The organism is Cellulomonas sp. Root485 (genome assembly GCF_001426705.1).
Classification (GTDB): Bacteria; Actinomycetota; Actinomycetes; order Actinomycetales; family Cellulomonadaceae; genus Cellulomonas.
The window spans coordinates 726,700-745,270 of sequence record NZ_LMFC01000003.1 but is presented as its reverse complement, the minus strand read 5'-3'; the positions used below and the strand labels follow the sequence as shown (position 1 = coordinate 745,270).

Annotated in this window: 17 protein-coding genes; 8 read left to right on the top strand and 9 right to left on the bottom strand. The window is 73.5% G+C overall.

Features of this window, described 5'->3' with window-relative positions:
* Nucleotides 1-13 precede the first annotated feature (13 nt).
* From ASD16_RS17440 to ASD16_RS17430, 3 genes are all read right to left on the bottom strand, one after another.
* Nucleotides 14-604: a hypothetical protein gene (locus ASD16_RS17440; protein ID WP_055920389.1), complete on the bottom strand. Its 591-nt coding sequence runs from the start codon at nucleotides 602-604 to the stop codon at nucleotides 14-16.
* A 161-nt stretch (nucleotides 605-765) separates the two neighbouring features.
* Nucleotides 766-1,158: a DUF2510 domain-containing protein gene (locus ASD16_RS17435; RefSeq protein WP_162250316.1), complete on the bottom strand. Its 393-nt coding sequence runs from the start codon at nucleotides 1,156-1,158 to the stop codon at nucleotides 766-768.
* Between the two features lie 86 nt (nucleotides 1,159-1,244).
* On the bottom strand, nucleotides 1,245-1,577 hold the full coding sequence (locus tag ASD16_RS17430) for a hypothetical protein (RefSeq protein ID WP_055920383.1): 333 nt from the start codon (nucleotides 1,575-1,577) through the stop codon (nucleotides 1,245-1,247).
* Nucleotides 1,578-1,688: 111 nt separating this feature from the next.
* Between ASD16_RS17430 and ASD16_RS17425 the strand changes: the two genes are divergently transcribed.
* Complete coding sequence (locus tag ASD16_RS17425) at nucleotides 1,689-2,276, top strand: DinB family protein (RefSeq protein WP_055920714.1); 588 nt, start codon at nucleotides 1,689-1,691, stop codon at nucleotides 2,274-2,276.
* A gap of 31 nt (nucleotides 2,277-2,307) precedes the next feature.
* On the opposite strand, the gene ASD16_RS17420 is transcribed toward ASD16_RS17425, so the two are convergent.
* The 3 genes from ASD16_RS17420 to ASD16_RS17410 form a co-directional block, all read right to left on the bottom strand.
* On the bottom strand, nucleotides 2,308-3,357 hold the full coding sequence (locus tag ASD16_RS17420) for a glycosyltransferase (protein WP_055920380.1): 1,050 nt from the start codon (nucleotides 3,355-3,357) through the stop codon (nucleotides 2,308-2,310).
* Nucleotides 3,354-5,909 carry a sodium-translocating pyrophosphatase gene (locus ASD16_RS17415; protein WP_082570937.1) on the bottom strand — a complete coding sequence of 852 codons (2,556 nt, stop codon included), beginning with the start codon at nucleotides 5,907-5,909 and terminating at the stop codon, nucleotides 3,354-3,356. Before ASD16_RS17415 ends, ASD16_RS17420 begins: the two co-directional genes overlap by 4 nt.
* Before the next feature lie 90 nt (nucleotides 5,910-5,999).
* Nucleotides 6,000-6,680: a hypothetical protein gene (locus ASD16_RS17410; protein ID WP_055920377.1), complete on the bottom strand. Its 681-nt coding sequence runs from the start codon at nucleotides 6,678-6,680 to the stop codon at nucleotides 6,000-6,002.
* A 151-nt stretch (nucleotides 6,681-6,831) separates the two neighbouring features.
* Here ASD16_RS17410 and ASD16_RS17405 point away from each other — a divergent pair, with 151 nt between their 5' ends.
* A complete protein-coding gene (locus ASD16_RS17405) occupies nucleotides 6,832-7,494 on the top strand; it encodes a Type 1 glutamine amidotransferase-like domain-containing protein (RefSeq protein WP_055920711.1) in 663 nt (220 codons plus the stop codon).
* Nucleotides 7,495-7,501: 7 nt separating this feature from the next.
* On the opposite strand, the gene ASD16_RS17400 is transcribed toward ASD16_RS17405, so the two are convergent.
* Nucleotides 7,502-8,110 carry a hypothetical protein gene (locus ASD16_RS17400; protein WP_055920374.1) on the bottom strand — a complete coding sequence of 203 codons (609 nt, stop codon included), beginning with the start codon at nucleotides 8,108-8,110 and terminating at the stop codon, nucleotides 7,502-7,504.
* A gap of 32 nt (nucleotides 8,111-8,142) precedes the next feature.
* Nucleotides 8,143-8,970, bottom strand: a complete 828-nt coding sequence (locus ASD16_RS17395) for an Ltp family lipoprotein (RefSeq protein ID WP_055920371.1) — start codon at nucleotides 8,968-8,970, stop codon at nucleotides 8,143-8,145.
* Nucleotides 8,971-9,122: 152 nt separating this feature from the next.
* Between ASD16_RS17395 and ASD16_RS17390 the strand changes: the two genes are divergently transcribed.
* Genes ASD16_RS17390 through ASD16_RS17370 form a run of 5 tightly spaced genes read left to right on the top strand, consistent with a single transcriptional unit; the run spans nucleotide 9,123 to nucleotide 17,204 of the window.
* On the top strand, nucleotides 9,123-10,031 hold the full coding sequence (locus ASD16_RS17390) for an ABC transporter ATP-binding protein (protein WP_082570936.1): 909 nt from the start codon (nucleotides 9,123-9,125) through the stop codon (nucleotides 10,029-10,031).
* Nucleotides 10,028-10,729, top strand: a complete 702-nt coding sequence (locus ASD16_RS17385; protein ID WP_055920368.1) for an ABC transporter ATP-binding protein — start codon at nucleotides 10,028-10,030, stop codon at nucleotides 10,727-10,729. The genes ASD16_RS17390 and ASD16_RS17385 overlap by 4 nt, the downstream gene beginning before the upstream one ends.
* Nucleotides 10,722-13,898 (top strand): FtsX-like permease family protein, encoded by a 3,177-nt coding sequence (locus ASD16_RS17380; protein WP_055920365.1) that lies wholly within the window; start codon nucleotides 10,722-10,724, stop codon nucleotides 13,896-13,898. Before ASD16_RS17385 ends, ASD16_RS17380 begins: the two co-directional genes overlap by 8 nt.
* Nucleotides 13,895-16,633 (top strand): FtsX-like permease family protein, encoded by a 2,739-nt coding sequence (locus ASD16_RS21845; RefSeq protein ID WP_055920362.1) that lies wholly within the window; start codon nucleotides 13,895-13,897, stop codon nucleotides 16,631-16,633. The genes ASD16_RS17380 and ASD16_RS21845 overlap by 4 nt, the downstream gene beginning before the upstream one ends.
* A gap of 34 nt (nucleotides 16,634-16,667) precedes the next feature.
* Nucleotides 16,668-17,204, top strand: a complete 537-nt coding sequence (locus ASD16_RS17370) for an ATP-binding protein (protein ID WP_055920358.1) — start codon at nucleotides 16,668-16,670, stop codon at nucleotides 17,202-17,204.
* Here the strand turns inward: ASD16_RS17370 and ASD16_RS17365 are convergent.
* Complete coding sequence (locus tag ASD16_RS17365) at nucleotides 17,201-17,638, bottom strand: VOC family protein (protein ID WP_055920355.1); 438 nt, start codon at nucleotides 17,636-17,638, stop codon at nucleotides 17,201-17,203. The two genes, ASD16_RS17370 and ASD16_RS17365, sit on opposite strands and share 4 nt — an antisense overlap.
* Before the next feature lie 135 nt (nucleotides 17,639-17,773).
* Here ASD16_RS17365 and ASD16_RS17360 point away from each other — a divergent pair, with 135 nt between their 5' ends.
* On the top strand, nucleotides 17,774-18,565 hold the full coding sequence (locus ASD16_RS17360) for an ALF repeat-containing protein (protein ID WP_157453985.1): 792 nt from the start codon (nucleotides 17,774-17,776) through the stop codon (nucleotides 18,563-18,565).
* Nucleotides 18,566-18,571 lie beyond the last annotated feature (6 nt).

The following is an 18,571-nucleotide window of genomic DNA, read 5'->3' as shown; positions in this document are numbered from 1 at the left end:
GCCACTGCGGGGGTCAGGAGACCGGGGTGCCGCTCGGCGGGATCGGGAGTGGCTCCCCGGCGCGGAGCATCTTGCCGGCGGTGGCCTTGGCCTCGTAGACATCCACGTTCCACAGCGCCGCGAGCGCGGTGCCGTCGTCACCCGTGTAGCCCGCGTCCCAGTACGCTTCCGCCTCGAGCTCTGCGATGGTGTCGGGATCCGTCAGGTCGAGCGACGAGCCCGGTGCGATCGGCACGGGCTGCCCGTCGAGCAGCATCTGTCCCGCCCGCCCCTTGGCCTCGATGACCTCGACGTGCCAGAGGTCGGCGAGCGCGTTCGCGTCCTGCATGTAGTAGCCCGCATCCCAGAACGCGTCGGACCGCTCCTGCGTGTACTCGTCCGCCCCCGCGAGGACGTCCGCCGCCGTCGGCTCGTCCGTCGCCACCGCCGCGACGTCCGCCGCCGCCTGGGGCGCGGCGTCGCCCGCGGTGACCTCAGCGGCCGGCCGGTCGTTGTCCGCGAGCGCGTACGCGCTCGCGACGGCCCCGACCGTGAGGGTCACCGCGACGACCCCGACGGCAGCCCTGCGGCGGGGGGAGCCGGCCGTGCTCGTGTGCGGCTTCATCGGTCCTCCGGGGAGCTCGGGGTGTCGACGTCTCCCGACCGTGTCCCGGATGGACACAGGGTGCCGCGTGACGCTGTCCGCCGACATCAGGTGCGGCCGACCGAGCGCTCGCCAACCTAGACCGCGGGCGGCCTCGACACGCGGGGAACGCGGGGGCGGTCCTATTGGGCCGGACGCCGGAAGATCGCCACCGTGAGGGTCCGGGCGTCGTCGGCCTTGAAGACCTTGCCGACGACCGGTACTCGCGTCGTCGTGATGAACTCCCACCCCTGTGAAGAGAGGTCCGTCAAGCGCTGTGCAATGTGCACTGAGGAGTTATGGCTGCCGCTACCGGTCCGTCCGATCCACTTCTCCGTCATGCTGAGCAGCTCGGTGTGGTAAACGTACGACGACGATCCTGGCGGTCGCTGGTTGCCGCTCGCCACCGTGCTCTGGAATCGATCGGTCCATTGCTGGCCATCCCACCAGCGCATCTGGCCCGAGCCGAGGGGGTCGGGATGCCATCCCGCCGACGGTGACCCACCCTGCGCTTGATCTGCTGTGCTCACGTTCACGCGAATCCAGTCCCTCGTCCGTAGTCTGACGATCCAGTGTCGGTCCTCGATGTGCGGCGCCGCCGGGACCAAGGTCATGTGCTGGCTCAGCTGCCCGCGGCTCGTGGCCTCGCGGTCGGTGGACTGTGGGCGATTCCGGAGTTGGTGGGGCCGAGCTTCGCGTCGAGACGGTTCGGCCAGTCCGCGTCGGCAAGCCCGGCATGGACGAGCACGTCGCGCCAGTCGAGCGCCGCAAGCGCTGCCGCCTTATCGAGCTCGCACAGGTCCCCCATCGACGAGAAGACGATCGCCGCGTGAACGCGCTCGTGCTCGGGATTCCCGTGGAGCGACAGCTTCTCGAGGCGCCGCACCACGTCAGGTGCGTGAGCCCCGAAGTCGCGAGCGACGGCTTCGGCGACCCGCCGGCTGACGCTGCTCATACCGCAGCATGGCGGTTCACGCCGAGAACGCTCTCGGCGACGTGCCGAGCTGGAGCTCTACGCGCGGGCCGGGTCTCGCCAAGTCCAGCGCGGGGTGTGACGCTGGCCGGCATGGTCGACGACTTCGCCAAGGCGTACCTTCACGACGACATCCGAGCCGCCCGGCAGTCGGTGCTGGGCAAGCTGGACGGCGTCTCCGAGTACGACGTACGGCGTCCCCTGACGAGGACCGGCACCAATCTGCTCGGCCTGGTCAAGCACCTGACCATGACCGAGGCGTGGTACCTCGGGGCGGTCTTCGGTCGGCCGTACTCCGTGACGTTGCCGCGGTACGACGATCCCGGCTACGCGAACCGCGACAGCCTGTGGGTGGAGGCACACGAGTCGCGCGCCGACATCGTCGGGGGGTACGAGCGCGCGTGCAGGCACGCGGACGCCACCATCGACGCGCTGCCGATCGACGCGCCCGGCTACGTCCCCTGGTGGCCGCGGCCGGACGTGCGGCTGTTCAACGTGCTGGTGCACGTCCTCGTGGAGACCAACCGCCATGCCGGCCACGCCGACATCGTGCGGGAGCAGCTGGACGGCACCGTCGGCGCGGACGTGGCCAGGACGATCGACGTCGACGACGCCGGCTGGGCCGCCCACCGCGCGAGGATCGAGGCGGCGGCCCAGGCGGCGGCCGGTCTCGACCGCTGACCGACCCGTCCTGGGCGGTCCGCGGCCGGTCCTATCCGCCGAACCAGCGCTCGACCTGCTCGACGATGGCGGCGTCGAACCGGTCGTCGCTGTGCCGCGCGCGCAGCCACTGCGCGAAGCTCCCGCCGGCGGCGGCATCGGCCTCCCGACGGCAGGCGTCCGGCTCGGTGACCGCCCGCAGCAGCATCGCCTCGGCCTCGGCGGTCGTGCGGTACAGGAACGGGTAGCCGGCCGGCAGGATCGCGCGAGCCCACGGACGGTCGGGCAGGACGCCGACGGCGCCCGCGACGAGGGCCTCGATGTACTCCAGGCCGTAGGACTCGTCGGTCGCGGTCGCCAGGAACGCGGTGGTGCGGGCGAGTGCCGCCCAGTAGTCCTCGCGTGTTGCGGTGAGCGGGCCGACCCAGGCCCAGTCGCGCAGCGAGAGGCGCATGGCTGCCTCCGACGCGAGGTGCGACTCGTGCAGCCGGGCCTCGACGCGCAGGGGGGTGCGCCGCGCCAGCCGCTCGACCACGTCGAGGAACACCTGCGGCTGCTTGCGCTCCGACAGGTAGATGGCCGGGTAGAGCACGACGGGGACGTCGGGGTCGCGTCGTGGGAGCACGTGGTCGAGCCGGATGCCGAGGTTCACCCACGACACCTCGGCCTTCTCCGCGATCGCCGGGATCGTCCAGCGGTCGATCATCTCCTGGACCTCGCCCGCGGTCCGCTCGGAGTTGGCGAACGTGGGGAACAGTGCGCAGGACAGCGCGATGCCTGCCCGCTCGACGGGGTGGTTGAGGCTGGACGTGTTCTTCCAGATGAAGTTCATGATCTTCGGCTCGCGTCCGGAGCGGGCCAGGGTCCGCCAGATGCTCGTGGACTCGAGGGCCGCCATGTTGATCACGACGGTCTCGGACGGGTCGACGAGCTCGAGCGGGCGGACGGCGAAGCCCACACCGCTGCGAGGGTCGTCGCCGATCAGTGCCGACCCGGGGAAGATCCGCAGCAGGCGCCGCACCAAGGTCGAGCCGGCGTCGTGGTCCGCGACGTGCCCGTCGGGACCGACGCGCGCGTCCGGGTAGTTGATCGCGATCTTCACCGGTCACCCGCCATCGTCTCGACGAGTCGGTGGTCGCCGGCGGTCGTCGCGTCGGGAACCTCGACGACGTGGGGCGTGCCGTCGCCGTCGTCCTTCGGCTCTGCGGGCGCATCGCCCTCGGAGAGGGTCGACTGGATCCGCATGCTGTAGAAGGAGCGGTAGACGAAGACGAGCGACGCGACGAAGAAGGTCGCGGCCAGCCAGGCGACGAGCGTGTGCTTCCCGTCGTCCACGAGCTGCACCGAGAGCTGCACGGCGAGCAGGCCGAACAGCGTCGTGAACTTGATCACCGGGTTGAGCGCGACCGACGACGTGTCCTTGTACGGGTCGCCGACGGTGTCGCCGATGATCGTCGCCTCGTGCAGGGCCGTGCCCTTGGCGTGCAGGTCGATCTCGACGATCTTCTTCGCGTTGTCCCAGGCCCCGCCGGCGTTCGCCATGAAGAACGCCTGGTAGAGACCGAAGATGGCGATGGAGATCAGGTAGCCGATGAAGAAGTACGGCTCGACGAACGCGAAGGCGAGCGTCGCGAAGAACACGCCGAGGAACATCGTGAGCATGCCCTGCTGTGCGTACTGGGTGCAGATCTCCACGACCCGCCGGGAGTCGGCCTCGCTCGCCTTGGTGACGCCGTCGAGCCGGATGGAGGTGCGGATGAACTCGACCGCGCGGTAGGCGCCCGTGGTGACGGCCTGGATCGAGGCGCCGGTGAACCAGAAGATCACCGCGCCGCCCATCACGAGGCCGAGCAGGAACGGCGGGTGCAGGAGCGACAGGTTCTGCAGGCCGGTGGTCAGGCCGTCCGTCAGGCCCATGATGATCGAGAAGATCATCGTGGTGGCGCCCACGACGGCGGTGCCGATGAGCACGGGCTTGGCGGTCGCCTTGAACGTGTTGCCGGCGCCGTCGTTCTCCTCGAGCATCGTCTTGGCGCGGTCCCACTGGGGCGCGAACCCGTGGTCCTGGGCCAGCTCGGTCTCGATGCCGTCGATCTCCTCGATCATCGAGAGCTCGTAGACGCTCTGCGCGTTGTCGGTCACGGGACCGTACGAGTCCACCGCGATCGTCACCGGACCCATGCCGAGGAAGCCGAACGCGAGCAGGCCGAACGCGAAGACCGCGGGCGCGAGCATGAGCGCGGACAGCCCGATCCCTGACAGCAGGTACGCGCCGCCCATGAGGCCGACGATGGTGACCCCGAGCCAGTAGGCGGAGAAGTTGCCCGCAACGAGGCCCGACAGGATGTTGAGCGACGGTCCGCCCTCACGCGAGCTCATCACGACCTCGCGCACGTGACGGCTGCCGGTGGAGGTGAACGCCTTCACCAGCTCGGGGATCACGGCCCCGGCGAGCGTGCCGCACGCGACGATCGTCGCGAAGACCCACCAGTGGCTCGCGGTCGGCCCGGTGCCGAGGACCAGGTACGTCGTCGCGTAGGTCGCCGCGATGCAGATGCCCGAGGTGATCCAGACGAGCGAGCTCAGCGGGGTCTCGAAGTTCATGCGGGTCGCGGTCCGGTACTGCCGGCGGACCCACAGGTCGTTGACCAGGTAGGCGACGGCCGACGCGACGATCATGACCGCGCGCAGGGCGAACATCCAGACCAGGAGGGTGGCCTGGACGACCGGGTCGTGCACCCCCAGCAGCACGAAGGTGATGAGGGCGACCCCGGTCACGCCGTACGTCTCGAACCCGTCGGCGCTCGGGCCCACCGAGTCACCCGCGTTGTCGCCCGTGCAGTCCGCGATGACGCCGGGGTTGCGGGCGTCGTCCTCCTTGATCTTGAACGCGATCTTCATCAGGTCGGAGCCGATGTCCGCGATCTTGGTGAAGATGCCGCCCGCGATGCGCAGCGCGGCCGCGCCCAGCGACTCGCCGATCGCGAAGCCGATGAAGCACGCGCCGGCGATCTCGCGCGGGAGGAACAGCAGGATGACCAGCATCATCAGCAGCTCGAGGCTGATGAGCACCATGCCGATCGACATGCCGGACTTCAACGGGATTCGGTGCACGGGCAGCGGACCGCCCCGCAGCGCGGCGAACGCGGTGCGCGAGTTGGCGAACGTGTTGACGCGGATGCCGAACCACGCGACGGCGTAGGAGCCCGCCATGCCCAGCAGGCTGAACGCGATGACGATGGCGACGCGGCCCCAGGGGAAGTCGATGAGGAACCGGTAGTACACGACGATCACCGCGGCGATGAACGCCCACAGCATCATCAGGAACTTTCCCTGCTGGGCCAGGTACGCCTTGCACGTCGAGTAGATCAGCTCGGAGACCTCGAGCATCGACCCGTGCACGGGCAGGCGGCGCAGCTGGACGAAGGCGAGCATCCCGAAGCCGAGACCGAGCACGCAGACGACGAGCCCGAGCCCGAGCAGCAGCCGTCCGGAGACGCCACCCATCACGCTCACCGTGCTGAGGTCCGGGAGAACGAGGTTCGCCTCACCCCCGGAGCCGGTCCCTGGCGGCGAGGTCGCCGACGAGAGGGCGGTCCAGGCGGTCGCGGCGGTCAGCACGGGTTCCCCGATTCTTTTGGCGAGTTTCTCCATGGGAAGGCTCGCGGGACGCTGACCTGCACCACCAGGGCCTTCCGGCCCTGCCGCCCTCGTGGCCGCCCGCCCGGGGGGTTCCGTCGGCCGCTATGACGGTTCCGACGCGCGGCCGGCCCGGTCCTCTCGCAGGAGACGGCGTGCCCGCTCCACCGGCTCGTCCGTGGTGAGCTCCTGCCGCGACTCGGGGACCGTGGCGTACAGCTCGATCATCTCCTGGTACGGCAGCGGGGGGAGGAAGGTGTGGGGCATCGAGATGGCGTCGGCCTGGACGATCCTTCGGCGTCCGCCGAGCAGCGGCAGCGTGCGACGGCGCCGTGCCGGGCGGTGCGTCTCGACGATGAACTCCCTGCGCGTGGTGACCAGACCGCGCACGTCGTCCCACGGCACGAAGACGTCCGACCCGCCCCACAGCTGGTGGATGCCCTCCACGGTGAGCGTCAGCGTGCCGTCGCCGGCCCGTCCCGTGGCGCGGGCCCAGGCCAGGTAGACGAAGAAGGCCCCGACGGCGAGGAAGACAGCGGCTGCGTACGGGGCCGATCGGAGGTACCCGACACCGACGGCCAGCATGCCGAGGGCGAACGCCCACGCCAGCAGAGGAAGCAGCCGGTGCCCGCGCTCGGGGTGGATCGCCAGCCCCGACCGTCCGTCGGCCGACGCCAGGGTCACCACCTCGTCGACGGCCCGCCGCCGCACCGACAGCAGCACCGGCACGGCGCACACGAGCACCAGGGCAGCGATCGCCAGCACACCACCGACGACACCTCCCACGCGCCACCCCCTCGTCCGCGCGACCCCTTGCAGGCCGACGCGCCCTGAAGGTAGGAAAGCGTCTCGCGCGGACAATTTCTCGGTGAGCCGCGCACCGTCCTGCATCTCGACACCGCGGCACATCCCTCGTCCGCGCGACCTCGGAGGCACCGTGAAGCTCCTGCTGACGTCAGGAGGCGTCACCAACCCCAGCATCCGCACGGCGCTCGAGCAGCTTCTCGGCAAGCCGATCTCCGAGTGCGCCGCGCTCGTCGTCCCGACCGCGCAGTGGGGCCACCCGATGTGCGGACCGACGTCGGTGCGCGGCCTGGTGGCCGCCGAGCCCGGGTTCCAGCACTTCTCGGGTCTGGGCTGGGCGTCGCTCGGAGTCCTCGAGCTCACCGCCCTGCCCACCATCGGCGCGGAGCGGTGGGTTCCCTGGGTGCGCGAGGCCGACGTGCTCCTGGTCGACGGCGGCGACGCGACGTACCTGGCGCACTGGATGCGGGAGTCCGGGCTGGCCGATCTGCTGCCGTCGCTGCCGGACACCGTCTGGGTCGGAGTGAGCGCCGGGAGCATGGTGATGACGCCCCGGATCGGGTCGTTCTTCGTCGAGTGGCCGTCCGCGCCCGACGACCGCACCCTGGGCGTCGTCGACTTCTCGATCTTCCCGCACCTGGACGTCTTCCCGACCAACACCCTGGCCAACGCGCAGCGGTGGGCCGCCGAGATCGGCGTCCCGGCCTACGTCATGGACGACCAGACGGCGATCGTGGTCGTGGACGGCACGACCGAGGTGGTCTCCGAAGGGCAGTGGACGCGGATCGAGGGCTGATCGCCCGCTACGGGCACGTCTCGCTGAGCTTGACCGAGCCCAGGGTCACCAGGGCGTCGGTGGCGACGACTGCACCCGGAGCGGGGTCCTGGGTGCAGACCCGCCAGTTGGAGTCGTTGATCTGGACGCGGGACAGGCCCGACGCATCGGTCTGGTCCACGAGGTAGGAGCCCGCGGCCTGGAGCGTGTCCTGCGCGAGCTGCAGGTTGACGCCGACGAGAGCCGGCATCGTGAAGGTCGTCGGTGCTGCCTCTGCGGGTGCCGGTGCCGGTGCCGCCGCTGCAGGTGCGGGTGCCGCTGCTGCCGCTGACTTCACGTCGTCCAGTTCCTGCGTGAGCGTGTCGACCTGACCAGCGAGCGCCTTGTACTCCGGCGTCGTCGTCACGTCGACGTCCGCGGCCGGGGCCGTGACGGTGACGGCGGGCAGCGGCTCGGCGGCGGTCGGGGTGCCGTTGGCTCCTGCCAGCATCACTGCGCCGATCGTCCAGGAACCGATGGCGACCGTCGCGTAGCGGGCCCAGGTGGGAAACGTGCGCCTCCGCGGAGCGGGCGTCGGGACGACGTCGTGCACTGCGGTGGGGACGGACGTTGAGGTGCGCGTGGTGTCGTTGCTCACCGGTGCTCCTTCAAGAGGTCGGTCGCCGCGGCCTAGAGGCCCGTCTGGCTCACGCCGAACTCGGCCTGCTCGGGGGTGAAGCCTTCGTACGCCAGCTGGTCGACCAGGCCCTGGCGCGAGAAGGACGAGAACTCGAGGTAGGACTTGGCCGAGCCGGCGGCCTCGGCGTTCCAGTCCACGCCGCCCTCGGCCTCCAGGCGGGCGACGGCGAACTCGGCGTCCGCGGCGGGGAAGGCCTCGTACTCCAGCTGGCCCAGCAGCCCTGACCGCGAGAAGTCCGAGAAGCTCAGGTAGGACTCGGCCGACCTGTACGCGTTCTGCTGGGAGACGGTGCCCTTGGCGGCCTCGGCAGCGGCAGCAGCAGCGGCCTCCGCCTCGGCGGCGACCCGCTCGGCCTCGGCCTCGGCGGCATCCTCCGCAGCCTTCTGCTCGGCGGCGACCCGCTCCGCCTCCTCCTCAGCGGCGAGCTCCTCGGCAGAGGGCCCCTCGGGTGCGGCCTTCTCCTCCACCTGCTCCGCAGCTGCCGGTGCGGCCGCTTCACTGGCCGGCTCGTTGCCGTCACTCTGCGATCCGATGATGCCGATCAGCACTGCAAGGCCGATCGGGATGATGAAGCGCTTCTTCTTGTACCAGGACCGCTCCGACGCGCTCGCGGCGTCCCGGGGCGGCTGAGCGGCGCCCTGCGCCAGGTCGACCGGCTGGTCCGGGGTCGTGCTCGCGTCGTCGAGCCAGAGCTGCCACCCGGGAGGCGCGGCCGGCCAGCTCGGGTCCGGCTTCCAGCCCGGCTCAGGGCTCCACCCTTCGGGGGCGGCAGGCCAGCCAGGGGCGGGGTTGAAGCGGCGCGCTCGTGGGGTGTCCATGTCTCCAGTGTTCTGTCGGGCGCGGGGCTGTCCGTAGGTCCTTGGTCCTGTCCGTGAGGTGAATCGGAGCTCGCGGTGCGGTTTCTGGCTCGGGGCGGCGGGGACCGGCCTAGCCTGCGGGGGGACGGTCGCCCGACGGAGGGAGCACGCAGGTGTCGGACAGCACGCTCCAGGCCCTGGGCGGTGGCGCCAAGCCGGCCAAGCAGTTCGGTCACGACGCCCTGGTCGCCTGCGACAACCTGGTGCGCATCTTCCAGTCGGGCAGCGTCGAGGTACAGGCACTCCAGGGGCTGGACCTGCTCGTCGACGAGGGCGAGATGGTGGCGGTCGTCGGAGCGAGCGGCTCGGGCAAGTCGACGCTGCTCGCGGTGCTCTCCGGGATGGACGCACCGACGGCGGGCCGGGTGCGGGTCGGTCGCTGGGACCTCATGGCGATGCACGCCAAGGAGCGGGTCGCGTACCGCCGCCAGATGGTCGGGTTCGTGTGGCAGCAGACCTCGCGCAACCTGCTGCCGTACCTGACGTCCCGGCAGAACGTCGCGCTGCCCATGACCGGGCCCCGCCGGCACCGGGCTGCGCGCGCGGGGGAGCTGCTCGACCTGGTCGGCGTCGGGCACGTCGCCGACCGGCAGCCGCAGGAGATGTCCGGCGGTGAGCAGCAGCGCGTCGCCATCGCGACCGCACTGGCCAACGAGCCCCAGCTGCTGCTGGCCGACGAGCCGACGGGCGAGCTCGACACCGCCACGGCACGGGAGGTGTTCGACGCGTTGCGCACGGTGAACCGGGAGTCCGGGACCACCGTCGTCGTGGTCACGCACGACCCAGCCGTCAGCGGGCTGGTCGAGCGCACCGTCGCGATCAGGGACGGGCGCACGAGCAGCGAGGTGCTGCGCCGGGACGCGGGCGGCGACGTCACGCACGAGGAGTACGCCGTGATGGACCGGGCCGGGCGGCTGCAGGTGCCGCGGGAGTACCGCGAGGCGCTCGCGATGACCCGCCGGGTCCGCCTCGCGCTCGAGGCCGACCATCTGGCCGTGTGGCCTGACGGCAGTCAACGGTGAGCGCCGGCCTCGGCGCGGCGGTGCACGTCAGGGACGTGCACCGCACCTTCGGCAGCGGTCCGTCCGCGGTGCACGCCCTGCGCGGCGTCGACCTCGACGTGGAGCCGGGCGAGCTCGTGGCGCTCGTCGGACGGTCGGGGTCGGGCAAGACGACGCTGCTCAACGTCGTCGGCGGGCTCGACCGCCCGGACGAGGGCAGCGTGCTGGTCGACGGCATCGACGTGGCCGCGCTCAGCGACGACGACCAGGCCCTCCTGCGCCGGGACAAGGTCGCGTTCGTGTTCCAGACGTTCGGTCTGATGCCCGTCCTGACGGCGGCCGAGAACGTCGGTGTCCCGATGCGGCTGCGCGAGGCACCGGTGGCCGAGCGCGAGCGCCGCGTCGAGATGCTCCTCGAGCTCGTCGGCCTGACCCCGCACGCGCTGCAGCGCCCCGACGAGCTGTCCGGCGGCCAGCAGCAGCGGGTCGCCATCGCGCGGGCACTGGCCGGGTCCCCCCGCCTGCTGGTCGCCGACGAGCCCACCGGTCAGCTCGACAGCGAGACCGGCCTCTCCGTGATGGCGCTGATCCGCGGCGTCGTCGAGGCGGAGGGGATGACGGCGCTGGTCGCCACGCACGACCCCGTGATGATCGCGCTCGCGGACCGCGCGGTGCGCGTGGTGGACGGCCGGCTGGTCGGGGCTGCCGAGCGTGGCTGAGCTCGTGTGGCGACGGGCCCGCGCCCAGGTCGCCGTGCTGGTGGCGGTGCTGACGGTGATGATCGCCGGCGCGGCGCTGGTCGGGGCGTGCGTGCTGCTCATGACGGCCTCCCCGCAGCGGGCGCTGCAGCTGGCGATCGTCCGCACCCCGGTGGCCGACGTCGAGGTCGGCGTCGCGCTCGGCTTCCCGGAGGACACCGACGACCCGGAGGTGAGCGAGCGCGTCGCGGCGACCGCGCGGGACGCCTCGGGAGCCGTGGCCGAGGCGTCGGCGATGCTCGTCGAGCCGTTCGGGGACCTCCCGACGACGACGACCACGTGGATCTCCACCGTCATGCGGTACCTGCCGCCCGACGGACGGCCGCTGAGCCTGGCGTACCTCGCCGAGCTCGACGACGACGACGCCCGCGGGACGCTCGTCGCGGGGCGCTGGCCCGACGCGCCGGGCGAGGCCGCGCTGCCCACGTCGGCGGCACGGGCGCTCGGTCTCGACGTCGGCAGCGCGACCACCCTCGCCGGGAGCCTGGACGGCGGGGGCACCGGGCTGACGGTCGTCGGGACGTTCGTGCCCCGACCCAGCCCGGCGTGGGGGGAGGACCCTCTCGAAGGGACCGGCGTGGGCCTGAACTACCGCGGGTACATCACCGCCTACGGCCCGTTCGTCGTCGCACCCGGTGAGCTCGCCGCGAGTGGCATCCCGTTGCGCCGGGTCGCCCTGCGGGTGCAGCCCGACCTGACGGATGCGACCGCCGCCGACCTCACCCGGGCCGGGGCGGGGGTCGACGCACTGGACGGGGAGCTGGGCAGCGCGCTCGGTGACCGGACGCAGAACCTGGTGGTGGACCTGCCGTTCGCGCGCACGCTGCACGCCGCACGGGACCAGCGCGGGGTGACCAGCTCCGGCGTGCTCGCCGTGGCGCTGCTGGGCGGCGCGCTGGCGGCGACCACGGTGGTGCTCGCGGCGCGACTGGTCGCCGGCCGGCGCGCGGCCGAGGCGGCGCTGCTCACCGCGCGCGGGACGGCGCGGGGGCGCCTGGTCGGCCAGGCTGCCGTCGAGGCGGGCGCCCTCGCACTCCTGGCGATCGCCCCGGCCACGGTGCTGGCCCTCGCGCTGTACCAGGTGCTGGCGGGCGCCGTCGGCCTCGATCCGCAGGGCACCCCCGAGGGCGGTCTGCTCCCGCTCGTCGTGAGCGTCGCCGCCGTCACCGTCACGCTCGGCGGTCTTCTCGTGCTGCCCTGGCTGCGCACCGGCACGCCCCGGGGCACCCGTGAGGACCGGGTCGGCGTGGTGGCGCGCTCCGGTGCGGACCTGCTGCTCCTCGCCCTGGCGGGCATCGCCTACCTGCAGCTGCGTGCCCACCTCGTGACGAGCGGCAGCACGGCGGACCCGGTGCTGGTCGTGGCCCCGGTTCTGTGCTTGATGGCGGGAGCGGCCCTCGTCCTGCGCCCGCTCCCCCTGCTCGCCCGGAGCGTCGAGGCGCGTGCCGCGTCGTCACGCTCGCTGACCCTGCCGCTCGCGGCCTGGGGGGTGGCACGTCGCCCGCAGGGCGCAGCGGCGGCGTTCCTGGTGGTCCTGGCGACGGCGTGCGCGACGTTCGGCATCGGCTTCGCTGCGACGTGGACGCAGTCCCAGCGCGACCAGGCCGCTGCCACGGTCGGTACCGACCTGTCGGTCCCCGCGCAGCTGGACGCCCTCGGCGCGGGCGCGGCGTTGCGGGCGGCCACGAGCGGCCGGGTCAGCCCGGTCACCAGCCGGCCCGTCACGCTCGGCTCGCGAGCGCAGGGCGGCGACTCGGCCGTGCAGCTCGTCGCGGTCGACACGCGGGACGCCGACGGGCTGCTGCGCGGCCGGCTGCCGTCGGGTGGCTGGGCAGACGCCACGTCGGTCCTCGCCCCCGCGGGTTCAGTCGGAGGGATACGACTCCCCGGCACGAGCGCCGCACTGGTGGTGACGGGGCACGTCGCGGACGACGTGCCGATGACGGCCACGCTCAGCCTCGTCGTGCAGGACAGCGACGGCGCGCGCGCGGCGCTGCCCGCGGGAGCCGTCGTGCTCGACGGCACCCCGCACGACCTCGCCGTCGCCGTCCCGCCCGACGTCCGGGTGGTGGCCGTGGACACCCGGCTCTCGGCCGCGGGCGACGCCGACGACCCCGACCTGCTGAGCGAGGCGGCGTTCGACCTCGACGTGACGCTGCGCGGCGCGACCCTGGCGCCCGGCGGCACGTGGTCCCCGGCGCGGCCGCCGAGCAGCGAGTACGTCGTGGCCGCACTCGACCGCATCGCGGCCGTCGACGCGCCCGAGGGTGCCCGGCTGACGCTCGACGGCACCGCCTACCTGCCGGGGCTGTTCTGGTCCGAGGGCACCCTGACGGCGCTCGCGTTCGAGCCCGTCGACGACGTGCCCGTGGTGGTCTCGGCGCGGCTGGCGGACGAGCTCGGGCTCGCGGTCGGCGACGGCGTGGACCTCTCCCTCGGGGTGACGCCGGTGCACGCGAAGGTCGGCGGCATCGCGGACTACATCCCCTCGCAGCCTCGTGCGGCGGCGCTGCTGGCCGACGTGGACACGTTGTCCCGCGCCACTCTCAGCCAGGGGAACCTCGACACCCTGACCGACGCGTGGTGGGTCGGCGGCACCGTGCCGGTCGATGCTGCCGCGACGCTGGAGGCCGAGGGGATCGGCCCGGTCACCGACCGCACAGCCGTGGCGCGCGAGAGCGCGGACGGTCCCCTGCGTGCGGCGCAGCGGGCCGCGGCGGCCCTGCTGGTGGTCGCCGCCGTCGTGCTCACGTTCGTCGGGACCGCGCTGCACACCTCGACCTCCCTCGAGGCGCGCGAGGTCGACGTGGCCCGCCTGCGCGGCTTGGGCGCGCTGCGGCGCTCGGTGCTGCGGTCCGTCCTCGCCGAGCAGGCCGTGCTCCTCGGGGTGCCGGTGCTCGCCGGTGGCCTGCTGGGAGTACTCGCGTGCTGGACCATCGGCCCCCTCCTGACGGTCTCCGCGCAGGGCCTGCGTCCCGTGCCGGCCGTGGCGGTGAGCTGGCCGTGGCAGGCGCAGGTGGCGACGGTCCTCCTGCTGCTCCTCGGGTGCGCCGCGGTGGTCGTCCCCCTCGCCGCCCGCGCCGTGCGTCGCTCGACGATCGCCCGGCTGCGGATGGAGCCGGGCGCATGAGAGCCGCGTGGCGTCGGGCGCGCGCCGACCTGTGGCCGCTGGCCGTCACCGTGCTCGTCGTGGCGCTCACGGTCGGCGTCACCGACGCGGTGCCCCGGTTGCTGAGCAGCCGTGCCGACACCGCCGTCCGGGCCGCCGTCGCGGCCGCTGATCCGCCCGCCGACCTCGTCGTCACCAGCATGTACGGCCCCGGCGCGTCGGACCCGACGGTCGGTGCCGGGGACACCAGGGCCGGCGTGGACGATGCGGCGCAGGGGATCGACAGCTTCCTGCCGCCCTCGCTGCAACCCGTGCTGGGGCCGCCGATCGCCGACGCCACCGGCACCGACCTGACGCTCAGCACGCCCGGGCTGCCGACGGGAGGCGTCCTGTGGATGAGCTACCTCTGGGCGGGGCAGGAGCCGTCCGTCCGGTGGCTCGCGGGGAGCGCGCCCGGCCAGCCCGGGCCGGACGGCGCCGTGCAGCTCGGCCTCTCCAGCGAGGTGGCCGGGGTCCTGGGCATCGGTGCCGGTGACACCTTCCAGGCCATGAAGGCCGACCGCACGTTCGTCCCCGTGCTCGTCACGGGCGTGTTCGACGCGACGGACGCGACGGACCGCGTGTGGACGGCGCGGCCGGAGATCCTGCGGCCGAGGGTGGTGGGGCAGCGCAACGCTCCGACGACGGTCGTGGGTGGACTGCTGTCCGCGGCGTCGCTCCCCGCAGCCCGCGCCGCGCTCGAGCCCGACGGTGTGACCCGCACGTTCCGGTTCCCGGTGGAGCCGCAGGCGCTGGACTACGCCGGGTCCGGCGCCCTGGCCACGCAGGTCGCCGCCCTGGAGGCGTCGCCGGTGCTGGTGCTGGCTCCCGGGCCGGGCGCGAGGGTCACGTCCCGGCTCGACCTCGTGCTCACGCAGGTGGGCGCACGCGTGGCGGCGACGTGGTCGCAGGCCACGGTAGTGCTCGCCGGGCTGGCGTGGGGCACGGGGCTGGTGCTCCTGGTCGCGGCCGACCTCCTCGCGCGCCGCCGGTCGGCCGCGCTGCGCACGGTGCGCGCCCGCGGAGCCTCCCTGCCCGGCATCGCTGCGGGGGCCGGCGCCGAGGCGGCGGTGGTCGTCGGCGTGGGGGCAGCGGTGGGCCTGACGCTCGGCCAGCTCGCGGCGCCGGGCGCGCTGTCGTGGCCCTGGGTCGTCGTCGTGGCGGTGGGAGTCGTCGCGCCCCCCGCGTTCGCGACGGTGACGGCCGCGCGCAGCGACGCCCGCCGGGTCCCGACCGACCGGCACCGCCGGCGGCTCGCGCAGCGCGTGCGCTCGGTGCGGAGGCTGTCGATCGAGGCCGCGCTGCTCGTGCTCGCGGCGGCCGCGCTGGTCGCACTGCGCCGTCGCGGCGTCGTGTCGATCTCCGGCCCCGCCGACCTGGCGCTCGCGGCCGCGCCCGTGCTCGTCGCGGCGGCGGGTGCACTGCTGCTGTGGCGCGCGGTGCCGGTGCTGCTGCGTGGTGCGCTGCGTGCCGCGCGCCGGTCCCGCAAGGCGGCCCCGCTCCTCGCCGTCGCGCGAGCCGGTGCCACGGGGGCCGTGCTGCCGTTCGTCGCTCTCGTCGTGGTCACGACGCTCGTGGCGCTGTGCGGTGCCCTGGCCAGCACCGCGCGCGCCGGTCAGGCGGAGGGCTCGTGGGACACGGTCGGGGCCGATGTCGTGGTGCGCACGACGTTGCCCGACGCGTCGCTGCAGGACGTCGCCGACCGGCTGGCCGACGCCGACGGTGTCGACGCCGTCGCGATCGGCCGGGTGCAGGACCGCAGCGAGCTCTTCGACGTGCGGGGCGTCGACGCCGTGCGCGTGCTCGCGGTCGACCCGGGGTCCTACGGGACGCTGCTCGCTCGCACGCCGTTCGGGGCCTCACCGGCGTTCGCGCTGCTGAGCGACGCCTCCGCCCCCGCGGCCGCCGGCGCCGCTCCGGGAGCACTGCCCGCCCTGGTCCCCGAGCCTCTGCTGGGCACCCGGCCGTCGCTGCGCTGGGGCAACGTGATGATCGAGCTCGAGCCCGTGGGCCAGGTCCCCGCGCTGCCGGCGCAACAGGCCGACGGCGCACCGGCCGGACCCACGATCGTCGTGGACCGCGCGGCCCTCACGGCCGTCGTCCAGGCCCTCGTCGCCGCGCGAGCCGAGCGGACCGGTTCGGCGCGGGTGGGCACGGAGCAGCCGGAGGTGGGTCCGGACACGGTGTGGGCGGTCGGCCCGGACGCCCCCGCCACGGCCGACGCGGCCGCATCGGCTGTCCGGGGGAACGTGCTGGCCCGCGCACAGTGGCTGACGGATCGCAGGGCCGACCCGCTGGCCGGGGGGCTGCTGACCCTCCTCGGCCTCGTCGCAGCGCTGTGCGCCGGGTACGCGACGATCATCGTGGTCCTGGCCGCAGCGGCCTCCGCTCCGGGGCGTGCCACGTCGCTCGCCACCGCCCGGGTGCTCGGCCTGCGCCACCGGGCCACGACACGGGTCGCGGCCGGTGAGCTCCTGCCGTCGATCCTGGTCGCTGCGGTGGGCGGCGTCCTGCTCGGCACGGTCCTGGTCGGCGCGCTCGTCGCGCCCCTCGCGCTGCGGCTCGTCACCGGGCAGGCGGCCGATCCCGGGGTGGTGCTGCCGTGGTGGACGGTGGTGCCGGTCGGGCTCGTCGGCGCGGCCGTGCTGGTCGTCGTCACCGTCGAGTCCTCCGCCCGCCGGCGCGAGCGGCTGGGCCAGGTGCTGCGCGTGCGCTGAGCGATGATGCCGTCATCGCGTGAAGGGAGAAGTGATGTCGACCCGACCGACGCTGTTCCTCACGGTCGGCCTGCCGGGAACCGGGAAGACCACCGAGGCCCGGCGCATCGAGGTCGAGCAGGACGCGCTCCGCCTGACGAAGGACGAGTGGGTCAAGGCGCTCTACGGGCAGGCGAACCCGCGGTCGGCCTCGGACGTGATCGAGGGCCGGCTCGTCGCGATCGCGCTGCGCACGCTCGAGCTCGGCGTCAACGTGGTCCTCGACTTCGGCCTGTGGGGTCGGGACGAGCGCTCCGCTCTTCGGCAGGCAGCGGCCGACCGCGGTGCGCGGGTGGAGCTGCGCTACTCCGCCCTCACGGCGGAGGTGCAGCGCCGACGGCTCGACCAGCGTCAGGCCGAGGAGCCGCACACGACGTGGCACATGTCCGACGAGGAGCTCGCACGGTGGGCGGCCGTCTTCCAGGTCCCCACCCCGGGCGAGCTCGACGGCACCGAACCGGTGGACCACCCACCCGCGGGCTGTGCCACCTGGGACGAGTGGCGCCGGCGGCGCTGGCCTGCGTCGGTCTAGTCCTTCGTCAGCTCCTCGGCGAGCATGACGAGGATCCCGCTGGGCCCGCGGAGGTAGGTGAGCCGGTAGACGTCCTCGTAGGTCGCTACGCCGCGCAGCGGATGGCAGCCGTGCCGCGCGGCGATCTCCAGGGCCGCGTCGAGGTCGTCGACGGAGAAGGCGACCCGGTGCATGCCGATCTCGTTCGGACGGGTGGGCTCCGTCTCGATCGCGTCGGGGTGGAGGTACTCGAAGAGCTCCAGGCGACCGTGGCCGTCGGGTGTCTGCAGCATCGCGATCTTGGCGTGGTTGCCGTCCAGGCCGACGGCGGTGTCGGTCCACTCACCGCTGACGGTGTCGCGGCCGACGACCGTCAGACCCAGGTCGGTGAAGAACGCGATCGTCGCCTCGAGGTCACGGACAGCGATGCCGACGTTCTCGAGCGTGATGGGCATGCGGCGCATGCTACCGAGCCCCCGAACCGGCCTCACTGGGGCCGCCGAGGCGATACGGTCTGGCGGGGCTTCACCCGTCGCGCGCGGACGCCGTACCGCCGAACCCGACCGGGTGGATGACAAGGAGTGGTAGTGATGCGGACGTTGTTGCGCGCGCTCGGCCTGGCCGTGGTGCTGTCGGTGGTGGGTCTGGGAGCGGGTGCGGTCGCCGCGGCGGCGGACCCCGTCGCTGATCTCCGCGCGTTCGTCGAGGCGGGTTTTCACGGGACCACGGACGGGGAGTACCGGGCCTGGGCGGAGGTCCTCGCGACGTCCACCGACGGCCCGGCGACGCGTCAGGCGGCGACGGACGCGCTGGCAGGGACCGATGTCGAGCTGCGCGCCTTCGTCGACGGGGGCTACCTGGCCGCGTGGCACGCCGATGAGCGCCTGCGGCTGACGCGCATCCTCGCCGCGGCGACCGGCCCCGCGGTCACGGCCGGTGCGCAGACGGCTCTGGCCAGCAGCGACCCCGCCGTGTGGTCGGCGTTCCTCACCACCGGCTTCGCCCGGGCGCAGTTCGCCGACGACAGGCTGATGGCTGCGACGATGCTGACCGGTGGCGTGAACAACAGCGGCTCGGCGCTCGACGCGGCGGCGCAGGCAGCGCTGGCCGGCACGCCCGCCGAGCTACGCGACTTCCTGCTCACCGGCCAGTTCGCGGCGCGGGCGCTCGACGCGCAGGCGGCCGCACCCGCACCCGCGGTGCCGGCCGCCCCGGCGCCCGCGGCCCCGCAGGTCGCCGCACCCCCCGCCGCCACGACGCCGACGGTCGCGCTCGCCGCGACGGGTTCCTCCGGCGAGGCACGCGGGGCTGCACTCGCCTCGGTCGCGGTCCTCGTCGGTACCGGCCTCGTCCTCCTCGCCCGCCGGCGCCGCCAGGCCTGAGCACGA